The 24,638-nt window shown below is 72.2% G+C and carries 24 protein-coding genes; 7 read left to right on the top strand and 17 right to left on the bottom strand.

The genetic code is table 11. From position 1 onward, the window contains the following. Positions 1-349 precede the first annotated feature (349 nt). The 4 genes from BZY54_RS26655 to BZY54_RS26640 all read right to left on the bottom strand — a co-directional run bounded on the left by BZY54_RS26655 (position 350) and on the right by BZY54_RS26640 (position 3,221). Positions 350-1,042 (bottom strand): ABC transporter ATP-binding protein, encoded by a 693-nt coding sequence (locus tag BZY54_RS26655; protein WP_086727866.1) that lies wholly within the window; start codon positions 1,040-1,042, stop codon positions 350-352. Between the two features lie 166 nt (positions 1,043-1,208). Next, positions 1,209-1,979 carry a DUF3710 domain-containing protein gene (locus tag BZY54_RS26650; RefSeq protein WP_086727865.1) on the bottom strand — a complete coding sequence of 257 codons (771 nt, stop codon included), beginning with the start codon at positions 1,977-1,979 and terminating at the stop codon, positions 1,209-1,211. Between the two features lies 1 nt (position 1,980). Next, positions 1,981-2,517: a dUTP diphosphatase gene (dut, locus tag BZY54_RS26645; protein WP_244217348.1), complete on the bottom strand. Its 537-nt coding sequence runs from the start codon at positions 2,515-2,517 to the stop codon at positions 1,981-1,983. A gap of 119 nt (positions 2,518-2,636) precedes the next feature. After that, positions 2,637-3,221 (bottom strand): PaaI family thioesterase, encoded by a 585-nt coding sequence (locus BZY54_RS26640; protein WP_086727864.1) that lies wholly within the window; start codon positions 3,219-3,221, stop codon positions 2,637-2,639. Positions 3,222-3,278: 57 nt separating this feature from the next. On the opposite strand from BZY54_RS26640, the gene BZY54_RS26635 reads away from it, so the two are divergent. Further along, the gene (locus BZY54_RS26635) at positions 3,279-3,752 is read left to right on the top strand and encodes a DUF3093 domain-containing protein (RefSeq protein ID WP_086727863.1); all 474 of its coding nucleotides are present in this window, start codon (positions 3,279-3,281) and stop codon (positions 3,750-3,752) included. Positions 3,753-3,782: 30 nt separating this feature from the next. On the opposite strand, the gene BZY54_RS26630 is transcribed toward BZY54_RS26635, so the two are convergent. From BZY54_RS26630 to BZY54_RS26615, 4 genes are all read right to left on the bottom strand, one after another. Then, positions 3,783-4,802 (bottom strand): hypothetical protein, encoded by a 1,020-nt coding sequence (locus BZY54_RS26630; protein ID WP_244217344.1) that lies wholly within the window; start codon positions 4,800-4,802, stop codon positions 3,783-3,785. Positions 4,803-4,815: 13 nt separating this feature from the next. Next, positions 4,816-5,112 carry a DUF4193 domain-containing protein gene (locus tag BZY54_RS26625; protein WP_005481602.1) on the bottom strand — a complete coding sequence of 99 codons (297 nt, stop codon included), beginning with the start codon at positions 5,110-5,112 and terminating at the stop codon, positions 4,816-4,818. 392 nt (positions 5,113-5,504) lie between these two features. Further along, complete coding sequence (locus tag BZY54_RS26620; RefSeq protein ID WP_086727862.1) at positions 5,505-6,737, bottom strand: sensor histidine kinase; 1,233 nt, start codon at positions 6,735-6,737, stop codon at positions 5,505-5,507. A gap of 6 nt (positions 6,738-6,743) precedes the next feature. Next, positions 6,744-7,397, bottom strand: a complete 654-nt coding sequence (locus BZY54_RS26615) for a response regulator transcription factor (RefSeq protein WP_007385219.1) — start codon at positions 7,395-7,397, stop codon at positions 6,744-6,746. A gap of 450 nt (positions 7,398-7,847) precedes the next feature. Between BZY54_RS26615 and BZY54_RS51735 the strand changes: the two genes are divergently transcribed. After that, positions 7,848-8,021, top strand: a complete 174-nt coding sequence (locus tag BZY54_RS51735) for a hypothetical protein (protein ID WP_167414066.1) — start codon at positions 7,848-7,850, stop codon at positions 8,019-8,021. Between the two features lie 326 nt (positions 8,022-8,347). On the opposite strand, the gene BZY54_RS26610 is transcribed toward BZY54_RS51735, so the two are convergent. Further along, positions 8,348-9,163, bottom strand: a complete 816-nt coding sequence (locus BZY54_RS26610; RefSeq protein WP_086727861.1) for an inositol monophosphatase family protein — start codon at positions 9,161-9,163, stop codon at positions 8,348-8,350. Positions 9,164-9,171: 8 nt separating this feature from the next. Next, complete coding sequence (locus tag BZY54_RS26605; protein ID WP_086727860.1) at positions 9,172-10,299, bottom strand: ferrochelatase; 1,128 nt, start codon at positions 10,297-10,299, stop codon at positions 9,172-9,174. Positions 10,300-10,423: 124 nt separating this feature from the next. Here BZY54_RS26605 and BZY54_RS26600 point away from each other — a divergent pair, with 124 nt between their 5' ends. Both BZY54_RS26600 and BZY54_RS26595 read left to right on the top strand, forming a co-directional pair. Next, positions 10,424-11,662 (top strand): MFS transporter, encoded by a 1,239-nt coding sequence (locus tag BZY54_RS26600; RefSeq protein ID WP_086727859.1) that lies wholly within the window; start codon positions 10,424-10,426, stop codon positions 11,660-11,662. Further along, entirely contained in the window at positions 11,622-12,941 is a 1,320-nt protein-coding gene (locus BZY54_RS26595) for a D-arabinono-1,4-lactone oxidase (protein WP_086727858.1), read from the top strand. The genes BZY54_RS26600 and BZY54_RS26595 overlap by 41 nt, the downstream gene beginning before the upstream one ends. On the opposite strand, the gene BZY54_RS26590 is transcribed toward BZY54_RS26595, so the two are convergent. Beyond that, positions 12,865-13,695, bottom strand: coding sequence for a RodZ family helix-turn-helix domain-containing protein (locus BZY54_RS26590; protein WP_086727857.1), 831 nt, complete (start codon positions 13,693-13,695; stop codon positions 12,865-12,867). The two genes, BZY54_RS26595 and BZY54_RS26590, sit on opposite strands and share 77 nt — an antisense overlap. A gap of 489 nt (positions 13,696-14,184) precedes the next feature. Between BZY54_RS26590 and sepH the strand changes: the two genes are divergently transcribed. Beyond that, complete coding sequence (gene sepH / locus BZY54_RS26585; protein ID WP_086727856.1) at positions 14,185-15,216, top strand: septation protein SepH; 1,032 nt, start codon at positions 14,185-14,187, stop codon at positions 15,214-15,216. Positions 15,217-15,458: 242 nt separating this feature from the next. Here the strand turns inward: sepH and BZY54_RS26580 are convergent, their stop codons facing one another. Continuing rightward, positions 15,459-16,310, bottom strand: coding sequence for a sulfurtransferase (locus BZY54_RS26580; RefSeq protein ID WP_086727855.1), 852 nt, complete (start codon positions 16,308-16,310; stop codon positions 15,459-15,461). A gap of 267 nt (positions 16,311-16,577) precedes the next feature. Here BZY54_RS26580 and BZY54_RS26575 point away from each other — a divergent pair, with 267 nt between their 5' ends. Then, entirely contained in the window at positions 16,578-17,456 is an 879-nt protein-coding gene (locus BZY54_RS26575; RefSeq protein WP_086727854.1) for a VOC family protein, read from the top strand. Between the two features lie 13 nt (positions 17,457-17,469). On the opposite strand, the gene BZY54_RS26570 is transcribed toward BZY54_RS26575, so the two are convergent. The 4 genes from BZY54_RS26570 to BZY54_RS26555 form a co-directional block, all read right to left on the bottom strand. Continuing rightward, the gene (locus tag BZY54_RS26570; protein WP_086727853.1) at positions 17,470-18,120 is read right to left on the bottom strand and encodes a thymidine kinase; all 651 of its coding nucleotides are present in this window, start codon (positions 18,118-18,120) and stop codon (positions 17,470-17,472) included. A gap of 89 nt (positions 18,121-18,209) precedes the next feature. Further along, positions 18,210-19,400 carry an alkaline phosphatase family protein gene (locus BZY54_RS26565; protein ID WP_086727852.1) on the bottom strand — a complete coding sequence of 397 codons (1,191 nt, stop codon included), beginning with the start codon at positions 19,398-19,400 and terminating at the stop codon, positions 18,210-18,212. Beyond that, positions 19,400-19,996: a DUF5998 family protein gene (locus BZY54_RS26560; protein WP_167414068.1), complete on the bottom strand. Its 597-nt coding sequence runs from the start codon at positions 19,994-19,996 to the stop codon at positions 19,400-19,402. The genes BZY54_RS26565 and BZY54_RS26560 overlap by 1 nt, the downstream gene beginning before the upstream one ends. A gap of 51 nt (positions 19,997-20,047) precedes the next feature. Next, the gene (locus tag BZY54_RS26555; RefSeq protein ID WP_086727850.1) at positions 20,048-23,104 is read right to left on the bottom strand and encodes a bifunctional acetate--CoA ligase family protein/GNAT family N-acetyltransferase; all 3,057 of its coding nucleotides are present in this window, start codon (positions 23,102-23,104) and stop codon (positions 20,048-20,050) included. Positions 23,105-23,292: 188 nt separating this feature from the next. Between BZY54_RS26555 and BZY54_RS26545 the strand changes: the two genes are divergently transcribed. After that, positions 23,293-23,574, top strand: a complete 282-nt coding sequence (locus BZY54_RS26545; protein ID WP_086727849.1) for an HPr family phosphocarrier protein — start codon at positions 23,293-23,295, stop codon at positions 23,572-23,574. A 318-nt stretch (positions 23,575-23,892) separates the two neighbouring features. On the opposite strand, the gene BZY54_RS26540 is transcribed toward BZY54_RS26545, so the two are convergent. Further along, on the bottom strand, positions 23,893-24,552 hold the full coding sequence (locus BZY54_RS26540; protein ID WP_086727848.1) for a GntR family transcriptional regulator: 660 nt from the start codon (positions 24,550-24,552) through the stop codon (positions 23,893-23,895). Between the last annotated feature and the right edge of the window lie 86 nt (positions 24,553-24,638).

Below are 24,638 nucleotides of genomic sequence, written 5' to 3'. Positions count from 1 at the left end.
GACCTTACGGCCAACAATCACGGCAAAAGGGATGAGGAGGGGGCAGGAGCCCGTCCTTGACGCAACTCTGACGTCCGGCTGCCGCGGGAGCAGGCGGACTTTCGCAACGCGGTCCCTCGGGCCGTCCGGGTGGCTTCGGCGGGCCGGGTGGGCAGGCCTGGTGGGCCAGCCACGTGGGGATTCGGTGGGCCAGGTGAGCCTGGTGGGTTTGGCCGGGTGCGTTGGGTCGGCTGGTCCCGTGGGCCGGGTGGGCAGTGTCACCGGGGCCGGGCGTGCTGGGTGGACCGATCCGGTGGGCGGGTCCAGGAGGCCCGGGTGACAGGCCGCCCGGGCCACTCGGCTGCGCGGCTCAGTGTTCGACTATCTCCCCGTCGCGCAGCTCCAGGACCCGATCGGCGAGGTCCAGCAGGGTCAGGTCGTGCGTGGCGACCAGCGCGGTCACCTGCTGACTGTGGACCACTGCGCGCAGCAGCTCCATCACGGCGAGGCCGGTCTCCGCGTCCAGCTGGCCGGTCGGCTCGTCGGCTATCAGCAGCGCGGGGTCGTTCGCGAGCGCGCGGGCTATGGCCACGCGCTGCTGCTGGCCGCCGGAGAGCTCGCCGGGCCGCTGCCTGGCGTGGTCGGCGAGGCCGACCAGGGACAGCAGCAGCTCGACGCGCTCCTCCCGCTCGCGCGGGTCGGCGCGGCGCAGGCGCATCGGCACCCCGACGTTCTCGGCGGCCGTGAGGATGGGGATGAGGCCGAAGGACTGGAAGACGAACCCGATACGGTCCCTGCGCAGCGCGAGCAGGCCGTCCTCGCCGAGCTGGGAGAGGTCGCTGCCGTCGACGTGGACGCTCCCCCGGTCCGGCTCGTCGAGCCCGCCCACGATGTTGAGCAGCGTGGTCTTGCCGGAGCCCGAGCGGCCCTTGAGGGCGACGAGCTCGCCGCGCGGCACCTCGAAGGAGACCCCGCGCAGGGCGTGCACGGCTGCCGCCGCCTGCCCGTAGGACTTGTGGACGTTCTCGACGCGCACCATGGTCTCGGTGACGACCTGGCTCATGTGCCCCTCCCCGCTGTGCTCCCCCGTGGACCGTGCGCCAGTATCACGACCAGCGCCCGTCCCTTCAATCCCTCAACGGACGGCACCTCACGATGGTTTCCGTACCGGAGGTTCCTGTAGACGAAGAAGGGCCGCACCCCGCAGGGGTACGGCCCTCGGATGTCCGTCAGCGCACCTCGGTGATCTCCGGGCCGCGCTGCAGCTGCCCCATGCCGCCCGCGAAGCGGGAGTGGCCCTCGTCCTGCTGGACGCCCTCGGGCACCATCTGGGCGTCGTTCGGCAGCTTCAGGACGATCGGGTCACGGGGTGCCATCGGGCCCTCGCCGCGGACCACGACCGTGTCCCTGAAGATCTGTTCGAGCAGCCCGGCCGCCTGCGGCTGCACCGCGCCCTGCCCCGAGATCACCCCTCGCAGGAACCAGCGGGGTCCGTCCACACCGACGAACCGCACGACCTGGAAACCACCCGTACCGTCCGGCAGCTGCACCGGCACCTGCGCGCGCAGCTCCCAGCCCAGCGGCCCCTCGGCCTCGTCGACGATGCCGCCCTGCTGGGTGATACCGGTGGCGATCTCCTCGCGCACCTCGCCCCAGATGCCCTCGCGCTTGGGCGCGGCGAAGGCCTGCAGCTGGATGGCGCTGTCCCGCAGGACGACGGTCGCGGCGACGATCGCGTCACCCGCGACCTCCACCCGCAACTCCATGCCGTCCACACCCGGTACGAACAGACCCCCCAGGTCCACCCGGTCCTCGCCCGGGTCGCGCACCTCGGAGCTGTCCCAGGGCCCGTCGGGCCGCGGTTCGGGCTCGAGCCTCACCCGCTCGCGCTCGGCCTCTTCCTCCGCTTCGTCCGCCTCGGTGTCGACACTGTCGACGACCTGCTCGGCCTCGCCGGCCGCGTCCTCGGCGGCACCCTTCTTCTTGCGACGTCCGAACACGTCACTGTCCTTCCCGGTCGGATACGACCGAAGCGTATCGATTCCCACCCGTCCGGCCGCCCATGGCGGCCCGACCGCTTGTGCCGCTCACGCCGTCCACCGCGGCGTGGCCACCGGTGGACCCGAAGCCCCCCTCGGCCCGCGCCGAGTCGGGAAGCTCCGCCACCTCCTGGAAGCGGACCCTCTCGACCTGCTGGACGACCAGTTGGGCAATCCGGTCGAAGCGCTCGAACCGCACGGACTCGCGCGGGTCGAGATTCACCACGATCACCTTGATCTCCCCACGGTACCCGGCATCAACCGTCCCCGGGGCATTCACGAGGGCGACACCGCACCGGGCGGCGAGACCGGACCGCGGGTGCACGAAGGCCGCGTACCCCTCAGGGAGCGCGACAGACACACCCGTGGGCAGTACGGCCCGCTCCCCGGGCGCCAGTTCGCAGGCCACGGTGGTGCGCAGATCGGCACCCGCGTCGCCGGGGTGCGCGTAGGCCGGGAGCGGTACGTCGGGGTCGACGCGCCGGATCAGCACGTTCAGCGGGGCACGGTCGGCGGGAGCCGCAGAGCTCAGGCAACTCGCAGGCGTCTGCGGGTTCTGCGGGCCCTCGGGGCTGATGGGGCCCTCGGGGTTCGCGGGACCTTCGGGGTTCATGGGGCTCACGGGTTCACCTCGAAGGCGCGCGCCCGGCGGATCTGGTCCGGGTCGTTCATGGCGGCCAGGATCTCCTCCTCGCGGCCGTGCTCCACGAAGTGGTCGACCTTCACCTCGATGAACAGTGCCTCGGCGCGGACCGCGACGGGCCCGTCGGGGCCGCCGACGCGCCCGGTGGCCCGCGAGTAGATCTTCCGCCCGGCCACTGCGGTGACCTCGGCCTCCAGATGGAGCGTCGTGCCCACCGGCACCGGCCGCACGAAGTCGGTCTCCAGCCGTCCGGTCACGGCGATGGTCCGCAGCAGCCAGTTCAGCGAGCCGAGGGTCTCGTCGAGCGCGGTCGCGAGGACCCCGCCGTGGGCGAGGCCGGGCGCGCCCTGGTGGGCGGGCTGCACGGTGAACTCGGCGGTGATGCTGACGCCCTCCCCGGCCCGTGCCTGGAGGTGCAGCCCGTGCGGCTGCTGACCGCCGCACCCGAAACATTCCCCGTAGTGCGCGCCGAGGAGCTCGCCGGGCGCGGGAGCGTCGGGATGCCGTACGGGTTTCACGGCATCGGCGGGAGGCTGAAGAGCTGCGGAACTACCACTCACAGGCGCAGACCTTACCCGCGCCCGAAGGCAGCGCCGACACCATGCCAAGCTAGCTTCATGCAGCTTTCCGCCCAGCCGTACGAAGAACGTCTCACCGCACCCCGCTCCTGGTGGCTGATCAGCTTCCTGATCGGCGTTTCGTGCGCCCTGGTCCTGCTCCCCTTCGGCACCCTGCCCCTGCTCGGCGGCCTGGTCGGCGGCACCGCGGTCGCGGCGATCGTGGCCAGCTCCTACGGATCCGTACGCATCCGTGTCGTGGGCGGCTTCCTGATCGCGGGCGAGGCGAAGGTCCCGGTCACCGCGCTGGGCGAGGCGGAGGTCCTGGACCCGGAGGAGGCGCGCGCCTGGCGCACCTACAAGGCCGACACCCGGGCTTTCCTGCTGCTGCGTGCCTACATCCCCAGGGCGCTGCGCGTGGAGGTCACCGACCCCGAGGACCCGACGCCGTACCTGTACCTGTCCTCACGGGAGCCGGAGCGGCTGGCCGAGGCGCTGCGGGCGGCGCGAGCTGCGGCTCCCGGGGCCGCGTAGGAGTCACGGCCCGTCGAGGGCCGGGCGTGGTCAGGGCCGGCGGTCCTTGCCGGTGCCGGTCGTGTCGTCCCCGGTTTCGGCGTCACCGGTGCCAGCCGTGTCGTCACCGGTTCCGGTGGTTTCCGTCAGCGGCAGCGGCTTCTCGGGGGTCTCCAGGGGCGGCAGCGCGGGCAGTTCGTCCCACGGGACCTGGACCTTCCGCAGGTCCGCGCGGACGCGGGCCGCGAGCTTCTTGGTGTCGCGCCGGTTGACGGCGGCGCCGACGGCGGCGCCCACCAGGAACGGCATCAGGTTCGGCAGGTCCCGCACCATGCGTTTCATGATCTGCTGGCGCAGCCGGCGCTTCATATGGCCGCCGAGGGCCGTGTCGATCGTCGACGGCTTCATCACGTCGATCCCGCGCTCCCCCGACCACGAGGACAGATACGCGGTGCTGCGGACCTTCAGATTTCCGGGGGGCCGCACCCCGTAGACCTCGTGGAGCTCGGCGATCAGCTTGAGTTCGATCGCCGCGACCCCGGTGATCTCCGCGGCCAGTTCGGTCGGCATCGCGGGCGGCACCGGCAGCATCGCGGCCGCGCCGACCCCCGCTCCGATCGTGGACGTCCCGTTGGCCGCTCCGGCCACCAGTCTGTCCGCGAGCTGCTCGGGCCCGAGGCCCGGGAACTGCCGGCGAAGGGTGGCGAGGTCCCGTACGGGGACCCTGGGGGCGATCTCGATGATCCGGTCGGCGAGGTGCCCCAGTGCCGCCCTGGCGCGGCTCCCGCTCATGCGGACACCGGTCCTGGCGACTTCCCGGGCCCTGCTGCGGATCACCGCGGCCCGTCGTCCGGCGGCGGGCGCGGGCCCTTCCGCTGTGGCGGCGGGGTCACCACGCCCTGACACCTGTTCGAGCGAGGCCGATCCCGTCGATGCCGTGGCATCTGTCCGATCGGACGGACGGGATGGGCCTCGCTCGTGGTCACGCGCGCCGTGGGAGCCGTCGTGCGGCCCCGAGTCCGCTCCCCTGCGGGGGAAGCGGCGCTTCCAAGGAGGGGTCGAGCCGGTCACGGCCGACCCCGCCTCAGTCGCAGTCGCGGCAGATCGGCTGGCCGTTCTTCTCGCGGGCCAGCTGACTGCGGTGATGCACCAGGAAGCAGCTCATGCAGGTGAACTCGTCCTGCTGCTTGGGCAGTACCCGGACGGCCAGTTCCTCATTGGAGAGGTCTGCCCCGGGCAGCTCAAGGCCTTCCGCGGCCTCGAACTCATCGACGTCCACGGCGGACGTCGACTTGTCGTTCCGCCGAGCCTTCAGCTCTTCAAGGCTGTCCGAGTCGACGTCGTCGTCGGTCTTGCGTGGGGTGTCGTAATCGGTTGCCATGTCGCTCTCCCCCTCTGGGTGTCTGCGGTGTCTCCAGCGCACGTAACGCGTGAGAGGCCGGACTTGTGCCCGCCTCGAGGCGGAGATTTTGCCTCACATCAAGGTCTGTTACTCAATCGACACCCAACCGGACTCCTCAAGAGTGATCGGCTTGGATGGCGATGGGGACCGTACACGGTCCTATTGGCGCAGTTCAAAGCGGTCTCACCGTGTACTTCCCGTGATCATGACCCTTGAAAACCCGGACTTTCCCGGCTTTTCTACCCTCATCATGATCACGGAGAGTAGATGGCCGGAAATCCGTGCATGTGATCGATCACACAGGGGGCGGCCAGGGCGGGTGCCTGGAAATTCCGCGCAAAGCGAACATCCCTGTTGTCGGGGTCATGATTTCAGACGGGCAGAGTGACGCGCATCACGAGCCCGCCGCCCTCTCGTGGTTGGGCCGAGATGTGCCCGCCGTGCGCCCGGGCCACCGAGCGCGCGATGGACAGGCCCAGTCCGACGCCCTTGTCGCTGCCGGTCCGCTCGGTCCGCAACCGTCTGAACGGCTCGAAGAGGTTGTCGATCTCGTACGCCGGCACGATCGGGCCGGTGTTCGTGACCACCAGCACCGCCTGGCCGTGCTGGACGTCCGTGTCGACCTCCACCCAGCCGTCTTCCGCGACGTTGTACCGCACGGCGTTCTGCACCAGGTTCAGCGCGATCCGCTCCAGCAGCACGCCGTTGCCCTGGACGACTGCGGGCTTGCGCGCACCACGGATCTCGACACACTTGGCCTCGGCCTCCGCGTGCACCTGGTCGATGGCCTGCGAGGCCACCTCGGCCAGGTCCACCGGCTTGCGCTCGACGATCTGGTTGTCGCTGCGGGCGAGCAGCAGCAGGCCCTCCACGAGCTGCTCGCTGCGCTCGTTGGTGGCCAGCAGGGTCTTGCCGAGCTGCTGGAGCTCCACCGGGGCGCCCGGGTCGGACAGGTGCACCTCCAGGAGGGTGCGGTTGATCGCCAGCGGTGTGCGCAGCTCGTGCGACGCGTTGCCGACGAAGCGCTGCTGGGCGGTGAAGGCCCGCTGCAGCCGCTCCAGCATGTCGTCGAACGTGTCCGCGAGCTCCTTCAGCTCGTCGTCCGGGCCGTCCAGCTCGATCCGCCGGGACAGATCGGAACCGGCCACCGCGCGGGCGGTGCGGGTGATCCGGCCGAGCGGCGACAGGACCCGTCCGGCCATCGCGTAGCCGAAGGCGAAGGCGATCACCGCGAGACCCAGCAGTGCCAGCAGCGAGCGGCTCAGCAGGTCGTCCAGGGCGTGCTGGCGCTGCTGGTTCACACACGCGTTCATGGCGCTGTTGAACTCGCTGGGCGAGGCCTGGGCCGGCAGATTGCAGATCGTGCTGGTGACCTTGCCCTCGACGATCTTGAAGGGCAGGTCGCTGCCCGCGTTCAGCGCCTGGGCGGCCAGCAGGTAGATGATCGACAGCAGCAGGATGCCGGCGATCAGGAACATGCCGCCGTACAGCAGCGTCAGCCGTATCCGGATGGTCGGACGCAGCCACGGGAAGGGCGGCTCCGGCCTTCTGGGGTCCCACGTGGGCTTCGGGGGCGCCTGGGGCGGCGCGGGTGTCGCTGCCACGGCGGATCAGATCCGGTAGCCGGAGCCGGGCACGGTGACGATCACCGGGGGCTCGCCCAGCTTGCGACGCAGGGTCATCACGGTGACACGCACGACGTTGGTGAACGGGTCCGTGTTCTCGTCCCAGGCCTTCTCCAGCAGCTGCTCGGCCGAGACGACGGCGCCCTCGCTGCGCATGAGGACCTCCAGGACGGCGAACTCCTTGGGGGCCAGCTGGACCTCCTTGCCGTCGCGGAAGACCTCGCGGCGGTTGGGGTCGAGCTTGATACCGGCGCGCTCCAGAACGGGCGGCAGGGGGACGCTGGTGCGCCGGCCGAGGGCACGCACGCGTGCCGTCAGCTCGCTGAACGCGAACGGCTTGGGCAGATAGTCGTCGGCGCCGATCTCCAGGCCCTCCACGCGGTCGCTGACGTCGCCCGAAGCGGTGAGCATCAGCACGCGCGTGGGCATGCCGAGCTCGACGATCTTGCGGCAGACGTCGTCGCCGTGCACGAGCGGGAGGTCGCGGTCGAGGACGACCACGTCGTAGTCGTTGACGCCGATGCGCTCCAGGGCGGCCGCACCGTCGTACACGACGTCGACGGCCATGGCCTCCCGGCGCAGTCCGGTGGCCACCGCATCGGCGAGCAGCTGCTCGTCCTCGACGACGAGTACGCGCACGTCGCTTGTCCTTCCTGTGTCCACCCGCGTGGCCGACACTCGGGCGCACGCGGGCAGGGGTCTCCATGGGTGTGTGCCTCCATCCTGCCCTTTTCCGCCATAAGTCGGCTGTAAGCCGGGGAGGCGGCTGCCCTCGGACCGGGGTGAGCGCGGCATGAGAGCCGGGTGTGAGACGGACGAAGGGCCCGGGAATGCCGAATTTTCTCGCGCTGTTCAGGTTTCCGCGGCGGGGAGCCGGGGGAGGACGGCTTTACACCCCGCGATCACGCTCTGCATGTACCGCACCACCAAGCGGTACGCCGCGATCCGCTTCCGCAGAGTGGGCGTGGGTGTCCGGCACCGTCGCCGCCCAGCAGGGCAGCGCTGGGCACCTAGTGGAGACGTGATCGCCCCTTCCGAACGGCACACCCCCGTGCCACCGACCCACGACCCAGGACGAGGGGGCGCAGCATGGACGCATTCACCGCAGGACTTCTGCAGCGCATAAGGGCGACCGAGTCCGACTTGACGCGGGCTCGTGACGAGGGCGACGACTTCCTCGTCGACGTGGAGCTGGCCGAACTCGACGACCTGCGCCGCCTCGCCGCCGAACACGGTGTGGAGGTCGGCGTGTCCGGCGTCTGATCGACCTGCAGGCCGCACAAGAACGGGACCCTGGCGAATCCAGCGCCGGGGTCCCGTTCTTTCGGCTCGTTCGCCTACGGGACGCCCAAGCCGGCACCGAGACGACGAACGTGCTCAGCGCTTCGCGCCACGTGTTCACCGGCTCGTTCGCCTACGGGGCGCCCAAGCCGGTACCGAGGCGCCCCTTCGGCTCTCTCGCGGCCGGCGCGTGAGGAGACGCGGCCTGGGGCGGCCCTTGCCCGGCAGACAGTGGGCCCTTTACGCGAGCTCGGGAGGGGCTGCCCCCAGCGGTCTGGGTCCACGGGGCCGCCTCGGTCCCGCGTGGTTCAATCGTGCCAGGCGCCGAACTCCTCCAGGAGGTCCTGGAGGAGTTCGAAGACCTCCGGGCTGGCCGCGACCGTCAGGTCGCGGGACACACGTTCGCCGGGGCGGCCACCGGTGCGGGCACCCGCCTCGCGGGCGATCAGGTCGCCCGCGGCGTAGTCCCAGGGGTTCAGGCCGCGCTCGTAGTAGCCGTCCAGGCGGCCCAGGGCCACGTCGCACAGGTCGATCGCGGCCGAGCCGCCGCGCCGGATGTCGCGCACCAGCGGGATCAGGCGGCGGACGACGTCGGCCTGGTGGGTGCGGACCTCGGCGACGTAGTTGAAGCCGGTGGAGATCAGGGCCTGGTCCAGAGGCGGTGCGGAGCGGCAGGCCAGCTTGCGCTCGCCGGCCCAGGCACCGGTGGCCCAGGCCCCCCGGCCGCGGACCGCGTGGAACGTCTCGCCGCGCATGGGGGCGGTCACGACGCCGACGACGGGCTCGCCGTCCTGCTCGGCCGCGATGGAGACGGCCCAGGTGGGCAGGCCGTAGAGGTAGTTCACCGTGCCGTCGAGCGGGTCGATCACCCAGCGGATGCCGCTGGTGCCGTCCGTGGCGGCGCCCTCCTCGCCGAGGAAGCCGTCGTCGGGACGCCGGTCGGAGATCAGGCCGGTGATCAGTTTCTCGGCCGCGATGTCCATCTCGGTGACGACGTCGATCGGGCTGGTCTTGGTGGCGGCCACCGCGAGGTCGGCCGGGCGGCCGTCGCGCAGCAGCGCTCCCGCGCGCCCGGCGGCCTGGAGGGCGAGCTGGAGCAGTTCCGTGTGCAGGGAATCGGTCACGGTGGTCCTCACGCGTAAGGGCTGTCGGCGCCCGCGGCGGCGGGGCGGGGGGCGCGGGCCGGGCAGCAGCCCACCGGGCAGACGTCGTGGCTCGCGCCGAGGGCGCCGAGGGCGCACGGCGTGACCTGCCGGCCGCGCTCCGCGCAGGCGCGCTCCAGGATCAGGTCGCGGACCGCGGCGGCGAACCTCGGGTCGGCGCCGACCGTGGCCGAGCGGCGCACCGGCAGGCCCAGTTCCTCGGCCTTGGCCTTGGCCTCCGTGTCGAGGTCGTAGAGGACCTCCATGTGGTCGGAGACGAAGCCGATGGGTGCCATGACCACGGCCGGGGCGCCCGCGGCGTGGCGTTCCTCCAGGTGGTCGCAGATGTCGGGTTCCAGCCACGGGATGTGCGGGGCGCCTGAGCGAGACTGGTAGACGAGCTGCCAGGGGTGGTCGACTCCGGTGCGCTCACGGACCGCGTCGGCGATCAGCCGCGCCACGTCCAGGTGCTGGCGCACGTACGCCCCGCCGTCGCCGTGGTCGGCGACGGGCCCGGAGGTGTCGGCGGCCGAGGTCGGGATCGAGTGGGTGGTGAAGGCGATGTGGGCGCCGTCGCGGACGTCCGCGGGGAGGTCGGCGAGGGATTCCAGCACACCGTCGATCATGGGTTCGACGAAGCCGGGGTGGTTGAAGTAGTGCCGCAGCTTGTCGATCTTCGGCAGCTCCAGACCCTCGGACTCCAGGGCGGCCAGCGAGTCGGCGAGGTTCTCGCGGTACTGGCGGCAGCCCGAGTAGGAGGCGTAGGCGCTGGTGGCCAGGACCAGGATGCGGCGGCGGCCGTCACGGACCATGTCCCGCATGGTGTCGGTCAGGTAGGGCGCCCAGTTGCGGTTGCCCCAGTAGACCGGCACGTCCAGGCCGTGGTCGGCGAAGTCCTTGCGGAGGGCTTGCAGCAGGGCGCGGTTCTGGTCGTTGATCGGGCTGACCCCCCCGAAGAGGAAGTAGTGCTGCCCGACTTCCTTCAGGCGTTCCTTCGGGATGCCGCGCCCGCGTGTCACGTTCTCCAGGAACGGGACCACGTCGTCCGGGCCCTCCGGGCCGCCGAACGAGAGCAGGAGCAGGGCGTCGTACGGGGTGGCATCGAGCGCGTCTGGCATGTCTCGATCCTGCCATCCGGGACTGACGGCCGGGATCCCGACCCGCATTCGCAGGTGCGTCCGGGTCCCCCCGAGCCGTAAGCTGTATCGGCTCGTTCGCGCCTTACCGGACCCCGGAGACCCTGTGCCCAGCCCCTACCGTGCCCTGTTCGACGCCCCTGGCTCCAAGGGCTTCTCCGCCGCGGGGTTCCTCGGCCGTATGCCGCTGTCGATGATGGGCATCGGCGTGGTCACGATGATCTCCCAGCTCACCGGGCGCTACGGGCTCGCGGGCGCGCTGTCGGCCACCATCGCGCTGGCCGCCGCCGCGCTCGGCCCGCAGATATCGCGGCTGGTGGACCAGTACGGGCAGCGCAGGGTGCTGCGGCCCGCGACGCTCGTCGCGCTGACGGCGGCGGCTGGGCTGCTGCTCGCCGCGTACTTCCGGTGGCCGGACTGGGTGCTGTTCGTGTGCGCCGCCGGGATCGGTTCGGTGCCCTCTCTGGGCGCGATGGTCCGCGCGCGCTGGGCGGCGGTGTACCGCGGGACCCCGCACCTGCACACCGCCTACTCGTTCGAGTCGGTGGTGGACGAGGTCTGCTTCATCTTCGGACCCATCGTCTCCATCGGGCTGTCCACGGCCTGGTTCCCGGAGGCGGGGCCGCTGCTCGCCGCGTGTTTCCTGGCCGTGGGGGTCTTCTGGCTGACCTCGCAGCAGGCCACCGAGCCGAAGCCCCACCCGCGCGAGCACCACAGCGGCGGTTCGGCGCTGCGCTCGCGCGGGCTGCAGGTGCTGGTCGCCACGTTCGTGGCGACCGGGTCGATCTTCGGCGCGGTCGACGTGGTCACCGTGGCCTTCGCCGACGAGCGGGGCCACAAGAGCGCGGCGAGCGTCGTGCTCGCCCTGTACGCGGCGGGCTCGTGCACGGCGGGGGTGCTGTTCGGGCTGCTGCGGCCGGCCGGGGCGCCCGCCCGCCGCTGGCTGCTGGGCATATGCGCGATGGCCGTGAGTATGATCCCCCTCCTACTGGTCGGAAACCTGCCGTTTCTGGCCGTGGCGCTGTTCGTTGCGGGCCTGTCCGTCGCTCCCACGATGATCACGACGATGGCCCTCGTCGAAGAGCACGTACCACGCGCGCACCTGACCGAGGGCATGACCTGGGTGAGCACCGGACTCGCGGTCGGGGTGGCGCTCGGTTCGTCGTTCGCCGGCTGGGTGATCGACGCGGCCGGCGCGCGGGCCGGGTACGGGGTTCCGGCGGTGTCCGGGGCCGTCGCGGTCGCGGTCGGTTTCCTCGGGTACCGCCGGCTCAGCAGGCCGGCTCCGGGTCGGGGAGGCTTCGTTGAGCAGCACAGCGAGCGCGAAGAACGGCACGTGGCGTAACTGGGGCGGGAACGTCGCCGCCCGTCCCGCGCGAGAGGTCACGCCCGCCTCGGTCGAGGAACTGGCGGCGGCCGTGCGGAGGGCCGCCGAGGACGGCCTGAAGGTGAAGGCCGTCGGTACCGGGCACTCCTTCACGTCCATAGCCGCCACCGACGGTGTCTTGATCCGCCCGCAACTGTTGACGGGCATCCGCACCATCGACCGCGAGGCCATGACGGTCACCGTGGAGGCCGGCACCCCGCTCAAGAGGCTCAACATGGCCCTCGCGCGTGAGGGACTGTCCCTCACCAACATGGGCGACATCATGGAGCAGACGGTGTCCGGGGCGACCAGCACCGGCACCCACGGCACCGGCCGGGAGTCCGCGTCGATCGCGGCCCAGATCAAGGGCCTGGAACTGGTCACGGCGGACGGCTCGGTGCTCACCTGCTCCGGCAAGGAGAACCCCGAGGTCTTCGCGGCCGCCCGGATCGGCCTGGGCGCACTGGGCATCGTCACGGCGATCACGTTCGCGGTGGAGCCGCTCTTCCTGCTCACCGCCCGCGAGGAGCCGATGCCCCTGGAGAAGGTGCTCGCCGAGTTCGACCAGCTCTGGGCGGAGAACGAGCACTTCGAGTTCTACTGGTTCCCGCACACCGGCAGCACCAACACCAAGCGCAACAACCGCAGTGCCGGGCCGGAGGCACCGGTGGGGCAGCTGGCCGGCTGGTTCGAGGACGAGCTCCTGTCCAACGGCGTCTTCCAGGTCGCCAACTGGGTCGGCCGCGCGGTGCCCGCCACCGTCCCCGCGATCGCCCGTATCTCCAGCCGGGCGCTGTCCGCGCGGACCTACACCGACATCCCCTACAAGGTCTTCACCTCCCCGCGCCGGGTGCGCTTCGTGGAGATGGAGTACGCCGTCCCGCGCGCGGCCCTGCCCGACGCCCTGCGCGAGCTGAAGGCGATGGTGGACCGCTCCGGCCTGCGCGTGAGCTTCCCGGTGGAGGTGCGCACGGCGCCCGCCGACGACATCACCCTGTCCACCGCCTCGGGCCGTGAGAGCGCCTACGTCGCGGTCCACATGTTCCGGGGCACGCCCTACCAGCGGTACTTCACCGCCGCGGAGCAGATCCTCACCGCGCACGAGGGCCGGCCGCACTGGGGCAAGATCCACACCAGGGACGCGGAGTACCTCTCCGGGGTGTATCCGCGCTTCGGCGAGTTCACGGCCCTGCGGGACCGGCTGGATCCGGAACGCCGGTTCCAGAACGACTACTTGCGGAGGGTGCTGGGGTCGTAGCGGAGGCGGTGGGCTCCGGGGCCGGGGCGTCGGTTCCGGTCGTGGTCCCCGCCTCCACCCCGCCGGTGCTCTGGCCACCGGTGCCGGTACGTCCCGTGCCATCCGGCGTCGGCGTCGGGCTCACCGTCGTACCGCTGTCCGTCCGGCCGGAATCGGTCCCACGCTGTGACATCCCGTCACCGGTTCCGGCCGACGGGGTCCGCGAGCCGGACGGAACCGGCGTCTCGCCGCCGGTCGGGCCGGACGGGAGGGACGGCGCGCGCCGGCCGGACACCGCGTCGCCGACCGTCGTGCCGTTTCCGCCGCTGAAGCTGTTGCCCGACACCAGTTCGTAGGCGGTGATGCCGGCCATGGTGACCCCGAACACGAGGGCGGCCGCGACCACGGGCCGCTTCCAGCTCTTGACTCGGGCCCGGTACACGGTGCCCGGCGTGAACTCACCCATGGGCGGCGGCATCGGGCTGCTGGGGACCGACGCCGGGACCGGCCTGGTCGCGACGGCCGCTTCACGGAGCTGTTCGCCGGTGCGTCGGAAGAAGTGCTGGAAGACCGAGCCGCCGCAGGTGGCGACGACACTGACGAGGCCGGCCCCGAGGATCGTGCCGTAGACGCCGAAGTAGGAGGCCAGCTTCGCGGCCACCACCGCGGCTACGGCGCTGCCCGCGACCTGAGGCACGCTCAGGTCGATCCGCTTCTTCTTCCTCACCTCCTCCCCCGCACTCTGCTCACCGCCGTTGTCGGGCTTTTCGCGCATACCCGGACCTTGCCTGCCTCTCCCGCACATGGCCGAATCATCAGGACGTGATCGACCGACTGCACGAGAAAGGGACGTACAGACGAAACCGTTAGTTCCGTTTCTGGTGATTACGTGAAGTACGCCACGTTCGTGATCGAGAAAACCGGTCAGGGAGAGCCAAGTCCTGTCCCTTGCCAGAAGTTGGGCGGCGCGCCAATCCACGCACGTGGTCCAAATGGAGTACTGTTGCGAGCCCTGGGTCCGGTCTCCCGCCAGGGTGTCCGGGGCCTTGATGGACCGCCGGGAGGGGGCTGGTTGCACAGGGTGACGGAGTTGGTCACTGAGCGTTGTGAACAGGTAACCGTGCCATAACGGCGGCCCCGGGCCCGCGCCCGACACGCCGGGCAACTCGGCAAGGTTGTGGCAGGCTGCACCCGGGCAGGCCACACTCGACTAGCGGAAGCAGCGACGCACGTGACGTCGGCAGGCACCACCCGGGAGGTCCCCATGCCCGAACTGCGTGTCGTGGCCGTCTCCAATGACGGCACACGGCTGGTGCTGAAGGCTGCGGACAGCACGGAGTACACGCTTCCGATCGACGAACGGCTCCGCGCCGCCGTGCGCGGCGACCGTCCCCGCCTCGGCCAGATCGAGATCGAGGTGGAGAGCCATCTCCGCCCCCGTGACATCCAGGCGCGTATACGAGCCGGTGCGACCGCGGAAGAGGTCGCCCAGCTCGCCGGCATCCCGGTGGACCGCGTACGGCGCTTCGAGGGCCCCGTGCTCGCCGAGCGCGCCTTCATGGCCGAGCGGGCCCGCAAGACCCCGGTCCGCCGTCCCGGCGAGAACTCCGGCCCGCTGCTCGGCGAGGCCGTCCAGGAGCGGCTGTTGCTGCGCGGCGCCGAGAAGGACACCGTCCAGTGGGACTCCTGGCGCCGCGACGACGGCACGTGGGAGGTCCTGCTGGTCTACCGGGTCGCGGGCGAACCGCACTCGGCGAGCTGGACCTACGACCCGCCGCGGCGCCTGGTGCAGGCCGTCGACGACGAGGCGCGCGCCCTGATCGGCGAGTCCGACGACCTCGGGGTCCCCGAGCCGAGCTTCCCGTTCGTGCCGCGCATCGCCCGGCTGCCGCGTGAGCGCTCCTTCGACCGGGATCGGGAACGTCCCGCACTGCCCGCGCAGGCGATGGAACCGCCCGAGGAGAGCACGGGCGAACGCGACTCGCTGACCAGCCTGCTGGAGGCGGTGCCGAGCTTCCGCGGCGATCTCGTGGTGCCCGAGCACGCACCGGAACCCGTGGAGGAATCCGAGCAGGAACCGGCGGTCGAGGAGCCGCCGGCTCCCGCGGCCTCCGCCGGGGCCGGGTCCGCCTACGCGGACGTGCTCATGCCCCGCTCCGTCGGCAGCCACCGCGACCGGCTCATCGGGGCCACCGACCGCCAGGCCGAGGCGGACGGTGTCCGGCCCGGCCGCCGCGCCGCCGTCCCGAGCTGGGACGAGATCGTGTTCGGCACCCGCCGCAAGAAGCAGGAGTAGGCGGGGTCGTACGGGGCCTGGATGGGCCGCACGAGGCCGTGATGGCCGCGTGGGGGCGTTATCGGGCTGTATGAGGCGTAGTGGCCGTAGCGGCCCGACCGGGGCCGTATCGGACCGTGTGAGGCGGTTGATCGAACCCCGGGACCGTACGAAGCCGCACGACCCGATGAAGCCGTACGAGCAGGAGGGCCGCACCGTCCGGTGCGGCCCTCCTGCCGTTGCTCGCAGGGTCGGTCCGGCCGCTACTGCGGGTCCGGTCCCACCGCCACCGGGCGGGACGGGTCCGAGGACCACTCCGACCACGAGCCGACGTACAAAGCCGCCGGAATCCCCGCCACGGCCAGGGCCAGGGCCTCGTGCGCGGCGGAGACGCCCGAGCCGCAGTAGACGCCCACCTCCCTGCCGTCGGCCGCGCCCAGGGCCTTGAAGCGCGCCTGGAGTTCCGCCGCGGGCAGGAAGCGCCCGTCAGCACCGACGTTCTCGGTGGTCGGCGCGGACACCGCACCCGGAATGTGGCCTCCCACCCGGTCGATCGGCTCCACCTCCCCGCGGTACCGCTCCCCGGCGCGCGCGTCGAGCAGCACCCCGGACCTGGCCAACGCCGCCGCCCCGTCGGCGTCGAGCAGTTCCACCGCGCCCGGCACCGGCGAGAAGTCGCCCTCGGCCGGCTCGGGCACCGCGGTCTCCAGCGGTCCGTCCCAGGCCGCCAGTCCCCCGTCCAGGACCCGGACGTCGGGGTGCCCCGTCCAGCGCAGCAGCCACCACGCGCGTGCCGCCGCCCAGCCCTGCCCGCCGTCGTACACGACGACCGGCCGATCGGCGCCGACGCCCGCACGGCGCATCGCGGCGCCGAACTCCTCGATGCCGGGCAGCGGATGACGGCCGTTCGCGCCCGGAGCGGAGGCCAGTTCGCGGTCCAGGTCGACGAAGACGGCACCGGGGATGTGCCCGGACTCGTACGCGGCGCGCCCGTCGAAGGGCGGCTCGCCGGCCGCCTTGGCCACGCTGAGCTGCCAGCGGACGTCGAGCAGCACCGGCGGGTTCGTTCCCGCGAGGGCGCCCGCCAGATCGGATGCGGAGATGATGGCGTTCATGGTCACCATCCTTGCGCACGGGGTGGCCGCCGCGTCCAGGTCCGACTAATCTGCTCGGCCGGACGGGTCCGATCACGACGCGTATGGGATCGGACACATGCTGTACAGCCGATCGACACCCGTCGGCAAGCGCGCCGCAACGGGCAGGAAACCGCGCACCGGGCATCCTCCGGTCAGGAAACCGCACATGGGCGGTGGTGTGCGCATCGGCTCGGGTCCGGGGAGCGGAATCGACGCGGCCATCGCGAGGCCGAGAAGAGAGTGACGATGACCGAGGCGCGGGAGTCGGCCGGCCACGGCGGCCGGGCACACACCCGGTACACACCCGGCAGGCCCTGCTGGGTGAGCCTGATGGTGCACGGCATGGCCGCGACCCAGGCCTTCTACGGGGAGCTCTTCGGCTGGGAGTTCCGCCCGGGCCCCGACCAGCTCGGCCCCTATGTGCGGGCCCTGCTGGACGGCCGGGAGGTGGCGGGCATCGGCCTGCTGCCGCCGGACCGGCATCTGCCCATCGCCTGGACGCCGTATCTCGCCTCCCACGACGCGGACCTGACGGCCGAAACGGTACGGCTGTGCGGCGGCACGATCGGTGTGGGGCCGCTGGACGCGGGATCCGCCGGACGCCTGGCGATCGGCTCCGACCCGTCGGGCGCGGTCTTCGGCGTGTGGCAGGCCGCGGCCCACCTCGGCACCGGCCTCGGCGGCGTGCCCGGTACGCCCGTCTGGAACGAGCTGCGCACCTTCGAGACCGCGAACGTCGCCAAGTTCTACGAGACGCTGTTCGGTTACGAGGTCGAGCGGGCGGAGGCCGGGGCCGAGGCGGCGGCCACGGGCGCCGGGGGACCCACGGCCGGGGCGGAGTCCGCGGCCACGGCGGAGTCCGGGTCCGGCTTCGATTACGTGACGCTGTGCCTCGACGGACGTGCGGTCGCCGGAATCCACGGCCTGGGCCGCGCCCTGCCCCGTGACCGGGGCCCGCACTGGATGACGTACTTCGAAGTCGCCGACACCGACGACGCGGCCGGGCGCGTCGCCGGCCTCGGCGGACAGGTCCTGTCCCCGGCAAGGGACACCGTCCACGGCCGGGTGGCCATGGTGGCGGACCCCGAGGGTGCTCGTTTCGCCCTTGTCTCGAGCCCGCGTTGACCGGGCCCGTCGCTCAGGAGGGTGACACCGGCAGGACGTCCGGTGACAGTGCCGCGGCGTGGGCCGAGGCCGCCGTCATGCGGCGGCGGTGGTGCCGGCGGCACAGCACCTCGTAGCCGACCTCGTCCGCGGAGTGGTTGACGTCTCCGACGACGACCTGGGCGCCCTCGACCACCATGACCCCGCCGACGGTACGGGCGTTGTGGGTGGCGCGGGAGCCGCACCAGCACAGGGCCTCGACCTGGAGCACCTCGACCCGGTCGGCGAGCTCGACCAGGCGCTGGGAGCCGGGGAACAGCTTGGAGCGGAAGTCGGTCGTGATGCCGAAGGCGAAGACGTCGATGTCCAGGTCGTCGACCAGGCGCGCGAGTTGGTCGATCTGCTCCGGCGCCAGGAACTGCGCCTCGTCCGCGATCACGTAGTCGGCGCGACCGCCCTGGGAGAGGTGCTCGACGATGTAGGCGTACAGGTCGACGCCGTCCTCGACCTCCACCGCGTCCGTGACCAGGCCCAGGCGCGAGGACAGCTTGCCCTCGCCCGCCCGGTCGTCGCGGGTGAAGATCATGCCCACGAGGCCACGCGTCGAACGGTTGTGCTCGATCTGGAGAGCCAGTGTCGACTTCCCGCAGTCCATCGTTCCGGAGAAGAACACCAGCTCGGGCATGGGAAGTCGGGCACCTTTCGGCGAGGTCGGATCGGCTTGCGGTCGGGGCGCCGTGCGGTTGCGGCGTCGGCTGTCCGGGGCGGGCGGCGTCAGGAGCGTACTTCGACCAACGGGACCAACTGCTCGGCAGGGGTCATCGAACCGTGGTTGCCGACCATCGACGACTCCTTCGGCTCCCGCTCCGAGGCGATGAGCAGCACGTCGTCCCGGGCCGCCGCGACCACGTCCCCGATCCGCGCGTACACGCGGTCGTCGATCCGCGGTCCGAACCAGCCGGCGGCGACCGCCTCGTCACGGGAGGCCACCCAGAACTGCTCCCCCAGCACCTCGCGCCAGCAGGTCAGCACGTCGTCGTCGGCGCCCGGCACGGCGTACACGTGCCGCGCGCGCCCCTCGCCGCCGAGCAGGGCGACGCCCGCGCGCAGCTCCCAGTCCTCGTCGAAGTCGATGCGGTGCTGCTCGTCGAACGGGATGTCGACCATGCCGTGGTCTGCGGTGACGTACAGCGCGCTGCGCGGCGGCAGCTGCTCGGCCAGGCGCTGCGCCAGCCGGTCGACGGCCATGAGCTGGCCGCGCCAGGTGTCGGAGTCGACGCCGTAGCGGTGCCCGGCGCCGTCGAGCTCGGAGTAGTAAGTGTAGACCAGGGCGCGGTCGCCGGCCGCGAGCTGCTCGGCCGCGAGGTCCATGCGGTCCTCGCCGGTCAGCCGCCCCAGGAACGTTCCACCGCTGAGCGCGACCCGGGTCAGCGGGGTGTTCTCGAAGGTCGGGGAGGACACCTGGGCGGCGTGCACACCGGCCCGGTGGGCGAGCTGGAAGACGGTGGGGTACGGCTGCCAGGAGCGCGGTTCGGTGTACGGCTGCCAGCGCAGCTGGTTCATCAGCTCGCCGGTCCCGGGATCGCGCACCGTGTAGCCCGGCAGGCCGTGGACGCCCGGGGGCAGGCCGGTGCCGACGGAGGCGAGGGAGGTCGCGGTGGTCGCGGGGTAGCCGGCGGTGAGCGGGCGTCCGGTGCCGCCGCGGGAGCTGCCCAGCAGCGAGGTGAGGAAGGGCGCGTCCTCGGGGTGCGCCCGCAGCTGCTGCCAGCCCAGGCCGTCGATCAGGAAGACGCAGGCCCGGTCGACCGGGGTCAGCTCGGGGATCGCGACCGTCATGTCCGGCACGCCCATGCCCGCGGCCAGCGTCGGCAGCAGGTCGGCGAGCGAGCCGGAGCCGTACTCGGGGACGGGTGCGGACTCGACGGCCAGGGGTTCGGGATGGTCCCACGCGGTGGACTGTGTCATCAGCGGGTCAGGTCCGCAGTGGCCTCGGAGACGGCCTGGGCGAACGCGAGGGTCTGGCGCACCGTCTCGGGGCCGTCCCCGGCCTCGCTGACGCGCAGGCTCAGATCGTCCGCCGTCGAATTGCCCGTGTAGCCGTGGTCCGCCTCGCAGTTGGGGTCGCCGCAGGCGGCGGGCTCCAGGTCGAGACGGGAGACGGCGCCCCAGCCGATGGTCAGCACGACCTCGCGGGGCAGCGTGCCCGGCGTGTACTGCTCCGGGTTGGCCACCACCCTGCTGACCACGACCGACGAGATCCGGCCGAGCTTCACCGACTCCGTGGACGTCGTGGCGTACGGCGTCGGGGAGGTGCTGTCGGCGGCCTGCTCGTCGGTGTGGCTGACGATGAAGCGGTTGCCGGTCAGGACGAGCACCGTCACGTGGCGGCGCACCTCGTTCTGGTCGAAGGTGGTCTCCTGGTGGACCAGGTACGACCGGATGGGCTCGCCGCCCACGGCGGCCTCCACCGCCTCGGCCACGAGAGCCGGGTAGTAACCGCTGCGCTCGATCGCCGCCCGCAGCCCCTGGGTCGTCGTACTGGTCTTGGCCATGCCGTCCATCCTACGGGGGCGCACTGACTGCGAGGCACCGCCGCGTAGCGGGAAACCCGCTCAGTACGCCGGGAGCGTGCGCGGGCCGAGGTCGCCGCGGGCGGGAGGCGGCGCGAGGCGCACGCCGGCGCCCAGGACGCTGACCCCGCGCGGGGCGACGACGACCGGTTCCAGGGTGACGGCGACGACCTCCGGGTGGTCGTCGACCAGCCGCGACACGCGCAGCAGCAGCTCCTCCAGGGCCGGCGTGTCGACCGGGTCGGAGCCGCGCCAGCCGAACAGCAGAGGGGCCGTCCGGATGGACCGGATCATGGATGTCGCCTCCCGGCCGGTGACCGGGACCAGCCGGTGCGCCATGTCGTCGAGCAGCTGGGAGGCCGCCCCGGCGAGTCCGAAGGAGAGCACCGCGCCCGCCGCCGGGTCGATGACCGCCCGTACGACGGTGTCGACTCCCCGGGGCGCCATCGTCTGCACCACCGGCCGCAGCTCCTCGGGCTTGCCGAACAGCTCGGTCAACTCGGCGTAGATCCTGCGCAGTTGCTCCTCGTCGGCCAGGTCCAGCCGGACGCCGCCGAGGTCGGCGCGGTGGCGCAGGTGCGGGGCGGTGGCCTTCAGGGCGACGGGGTAGCCGAGGGCGCGGGCGGCCTCCGCGGCACTGTCGGGGGTGGGCGCGGGGATGGCCCGGCGGACGGGGATGCCGTAGCGGCCGAGCAGCTCGCAGGTCTCCTCGGTGCCGAGCGTGAGGCCCTGCCCGCGGGCGAGCAGCCCGTCGATGAGCGCGGCGGCGCCCTTCTCGTCGATGTCCTCGTACTCGGGCACCTTGCCCGGGTCGGCGGCCTCCCGCCGCCACTGGCCGTACCTGACGGCTTCGGCGAGGGCCCGGACGGCGCGCTCGGCGGCGGGGTAGGCCGGGATGAGGAGGGAACGCGCCCCGGCGTGCGCGGGCGACGGGCCGTCCAGCTCCCGCGCGGGGCCGGACTCCGCGGCACGGGCCGCGGCGGAGGGCCGGACGGCCACCCCCGCGGCGACACGCCGTGGTGCGGGATCGTGGTGAGGGTGGGTGCCTGCCTTCGGTCCCGTGCCGGTCTCGGGGTCCAGGTGTTCCTCGGGCCCCGAACCGAACCACGGTGATGTGCCGGGCCGGGGAACCGCGCCGGGCTGCGGGCCCACCCCTACCTGCGGGTTCGCGTCGGTCCGCGAGCCCGTGCCGGTCTGCGGACCCGCGTCGACCTGGGGGTCCGTGCCGGCCTGGGGACCTGTGCTGGCCGCGGCAGAGAGCGCTTCCGCCAGTCCGCCGAGTTCGACGTGGACGACCAGGACCGGCTTGCCGGGCGCCGTCTCCGTGGCCGAGCGGAGGGCCTCGGCCAGGGCCGCGTCCTCGGCGGCGCCCTCCCCCACCGCCGGTATCGCGGTCACGACCACCGCGTCGGTCGTCTCGTCCGCGAGCGCCCGTGACAGAGCCGACCGGAAGTCCTCCGCCGACGCCGCCGTCGTCAGGTCCTGCGGCGGCTGCGGGCGCAGGCCCTCGGCGAGGCAGCGGTCGTACGTCAGCACGCCCAGCGACTCGGAGTTGCCCAGGATCGCCACCCGCGGGCCCGGAGGGAGCGGCTGGCGGGCGAGCAGCAGGCCCGTGTCCACCAGCTCCGTGATGGTGTCCACGCGGATCACGCCCACCTGCCGCAGCAGGGCGGAGACCGTCGCGTGCGGCAGCCGTGTCGCCCGGACGGTGTGCCCCTGTGGGGCCGATCCGGCGCCCTGCACCACGACGAGCGGCTTGGCCGCCGCCGTACGCCGGGCGAGCCGGGTGAACTTGCGCGGGTTGCCGATGGACTCCAGGTACATCAGCACGACGTCGGTGTCGGGGTCGTCGTACCAGTACTGCATGACGTCGTTGCCGGAGACGTCCGCGCGGTTGCCGGACGAGACGAAGGTCGACACGCCCGTGACGCCCGTCACGCCGCCGCCGCGCCGGTGCAGCCGGGACAGCAGCGCGATGCCGATCGCCCCGGACTGCGCGAACATCCCGATGCGGCCGGGGCGGGGCATATCGGGGGCGAGGGAGGCGTTCAGCCTGACGTCCGGCGAGGTGTTGATGATCCCGAAGGCGTTGGGCCCGATGATCCGCATGCCGTACGTGCGCGCTTGCCGCACGAGTGCGCGCTGGCGCTCACGCCCCTCCGGGCCGCTCTCCGCGTACCCCGCGGAGATCACGACGAGTCCCTGGACGCCGTGCTCGCCGCACTCGGTGACGGCCTCGGGAACCTGCTCGGCCGGCACGGCCACGACCGCGAGGTCCACGGGTCCGTCGATCTCCCGCACCGAGCGGTGGGCCGGAACCCCGTCGATCTCCCGCCGGTCCTCGTCGAAGGCGCGGTTCACGGCGTGCAGCCGGCCGGTGAACCCCGCCTCGCGGATGTGGTCCAGGATGCTGCGGCCCACACCGCCGGGTGTGCGGCCCACTCCGATGACGGCGAGCGAGCCGGGCATCAGCAGCCGCCGTACCGACCGCCCCTCGGCGCGCTGCTCCCGCGCGCGCTGCACGGCGAGGGAGCGGTCCGTGGGCTCGATGTCGAACTCCAGGCGTACGACGCCGTCCTCGAAGCTGCGCTTCTGGGTGTACCCGGCATCGGTGAACACCTTGATCATCTTGGTGTTCGCGGGCAGCACCTCGGCGGTGAAGCGGCGGATGCCGCGCTCGCGGGCGACAGCCGCGATGTGCTCGAGGAGGGCGGAGGCGACACCTCGCCCCTGGTGGGCGTCCTGCACCAGAAAGGCGACCTCCGCCTCGTCCGCGGGCGCGGAAGCGGGCATTCCACCGGCGCCGACGCGGTCATAGCGTACGGTGGCGATGAACTCGCCGCCGATGGTGGCCGCGAGTCCCACCCTGTCCACAAAGTCGTGGTGCGTGAAGCGGTGGACGTCCTTCGCGGACAGACGCGGATAGGGCGCGAAGAAGCGGTAGTACTTGGACTCGTCCGAGACCTGCTCGTAGAAGCTGACCAGCCGGTCGGCGTCGTGTGCGGTGATGGGGCGGATCCGGGCGGTGCCGCCGTCGCGCAGCACCACGTCGGCCTCCCAGTGGGCGGGATACTCATGCCGGTCCGACGAGGTCTGCATGCGCCCCAGAGTACGGCTAGCGTCCGACAACGGCGCGAGGCAATCTGTGGGGGAACCACGGGAGGACACATCGGATCGAGGCCGCGGTCCGACGCCGTCCCGGGACGGGACACCGTGCCGCTCCGGGCCGTGCTTCACGTGTGGGAAACTGGTCTAGACAACCCTGATACACCGAAGGGCAGCATCACATGGCTGAGCGCCGCGTCAACGTCGGCTGGGCCGAGGGCCTCCACGCCCGCCCCGCTTCCATCTTCGTCCGGGCCGCCACGGCCGCAGGTGTCCCCGTGACGATCGCCAAGGCCGACGGCACCCCCGTCAACGCGGCCTCCATGCTGGCCGTCCTCGGCCTCGGCGCCCAGGGCGGCGAGGAGGTCGTCCTGGCCTCCGACGCCGAGGGCGCGGAGGTCGCCCTGGACCGGCTGGCCAAGCTGGTCTCCGAGGGCCTCGAGGAGCTGCCCGAGACGGTCTGACCGCAAGGTCACGGCCCGGCCGACCACCGGACCGACCCGCCGAGCGCTCGCGCTCGATCGGACACCGAAGCCGCGTCGCCCGCCCCGGGCGGCGCGGCTTCGCCGTTTCCTCACGGGTCACGGTCCCGCCGCTCCCGGCTCGCCCAGCGGCGGCCCGGCTAGCGGATCGATTCAGCAGACCGTCTCATCGGATCGACCCGGCGGATCAACCGCACAACACACCAACCGAAATTCCGACGCGCCAGGAAAGCCGCCCGCGAAAAAGGGCAGCGTGAATACACCTCCACCGAATTCACCTCTTTGTATACGGCCCCCGTGTTAATTCCGCGCACCCGATGTGTTCACGGGAGGTTGCGAGGTCCTCACGCGGTGCGCGGCGGTCGCGCGCCCGGTGTGCAGGGTGGTCAGGGCCCGCGCGCGCTCGCCGTCGCCGCGCGCCACCGCGTCCACGATGGCACCGTGCTCGGCCCACGACTCCCCGGGATCGGCCGGGACCTGCACCGAGTACATCCAGGCGATCTTGTGCCGCAGCTGGGTCAGCATGGACGTGAGCGCCGGGCTGCCGCAGGCCTGGGCGAGCGTCTCGTGGAACCAGCCGCCCAGGGACCGCAGCTCTTCGCTGCCGCCGCTCGCCGCCCGCTCCTGACCCAGCCTGACCAGGCCGCGCAGCACCTTCAGATGGGCCTCCGTGCGCCGCTGGGCGGCGCGGGCCGCGGCCAGCGGCTCCAGCAGCAGCCTCATCTCCAGCAGGTCGGCGGCCTCCTGCTCGGTGGGCTCCGCCACGCACGCGCCCGCGTGCCGACGCGTCACCACGAAACCCTCGGCCTCCAGGGTGCGCAGGGCCTCGCGGACGGGGACCCGCGAGACGCCGTAGCGGCGTGCGAGCACTTCCTCGGTGAGCCGGCCGCCGCGCTCGTGGACTCCCGCGACGATGTCGTCCCGGATCGCCGTGCACACCGAGTGCGCCGGAATACGCATGACCGACCTCCGCCTGAATCCCGCCGGAATCCCCGCTGCGCGCCGCACCGGACGCCCGTTCCGTGACTCTATTCCAATGAGGCGGA

Origin of the sequence: Streptomyces carpinensis (assembly GCF_002154505.1) — a bacterium.
GTDB classification, from domain to species: Bacteria; Actinomycetota; Actinomycetes; order Streptomycetales; family Streptomycetaceae; genus Streptomyces; species Streptomyces carpinensis.
Note: the sequence above shows the minus strand (reverse complement) of the source record. Positions and strands in the feature narration are given on the sequence as shown.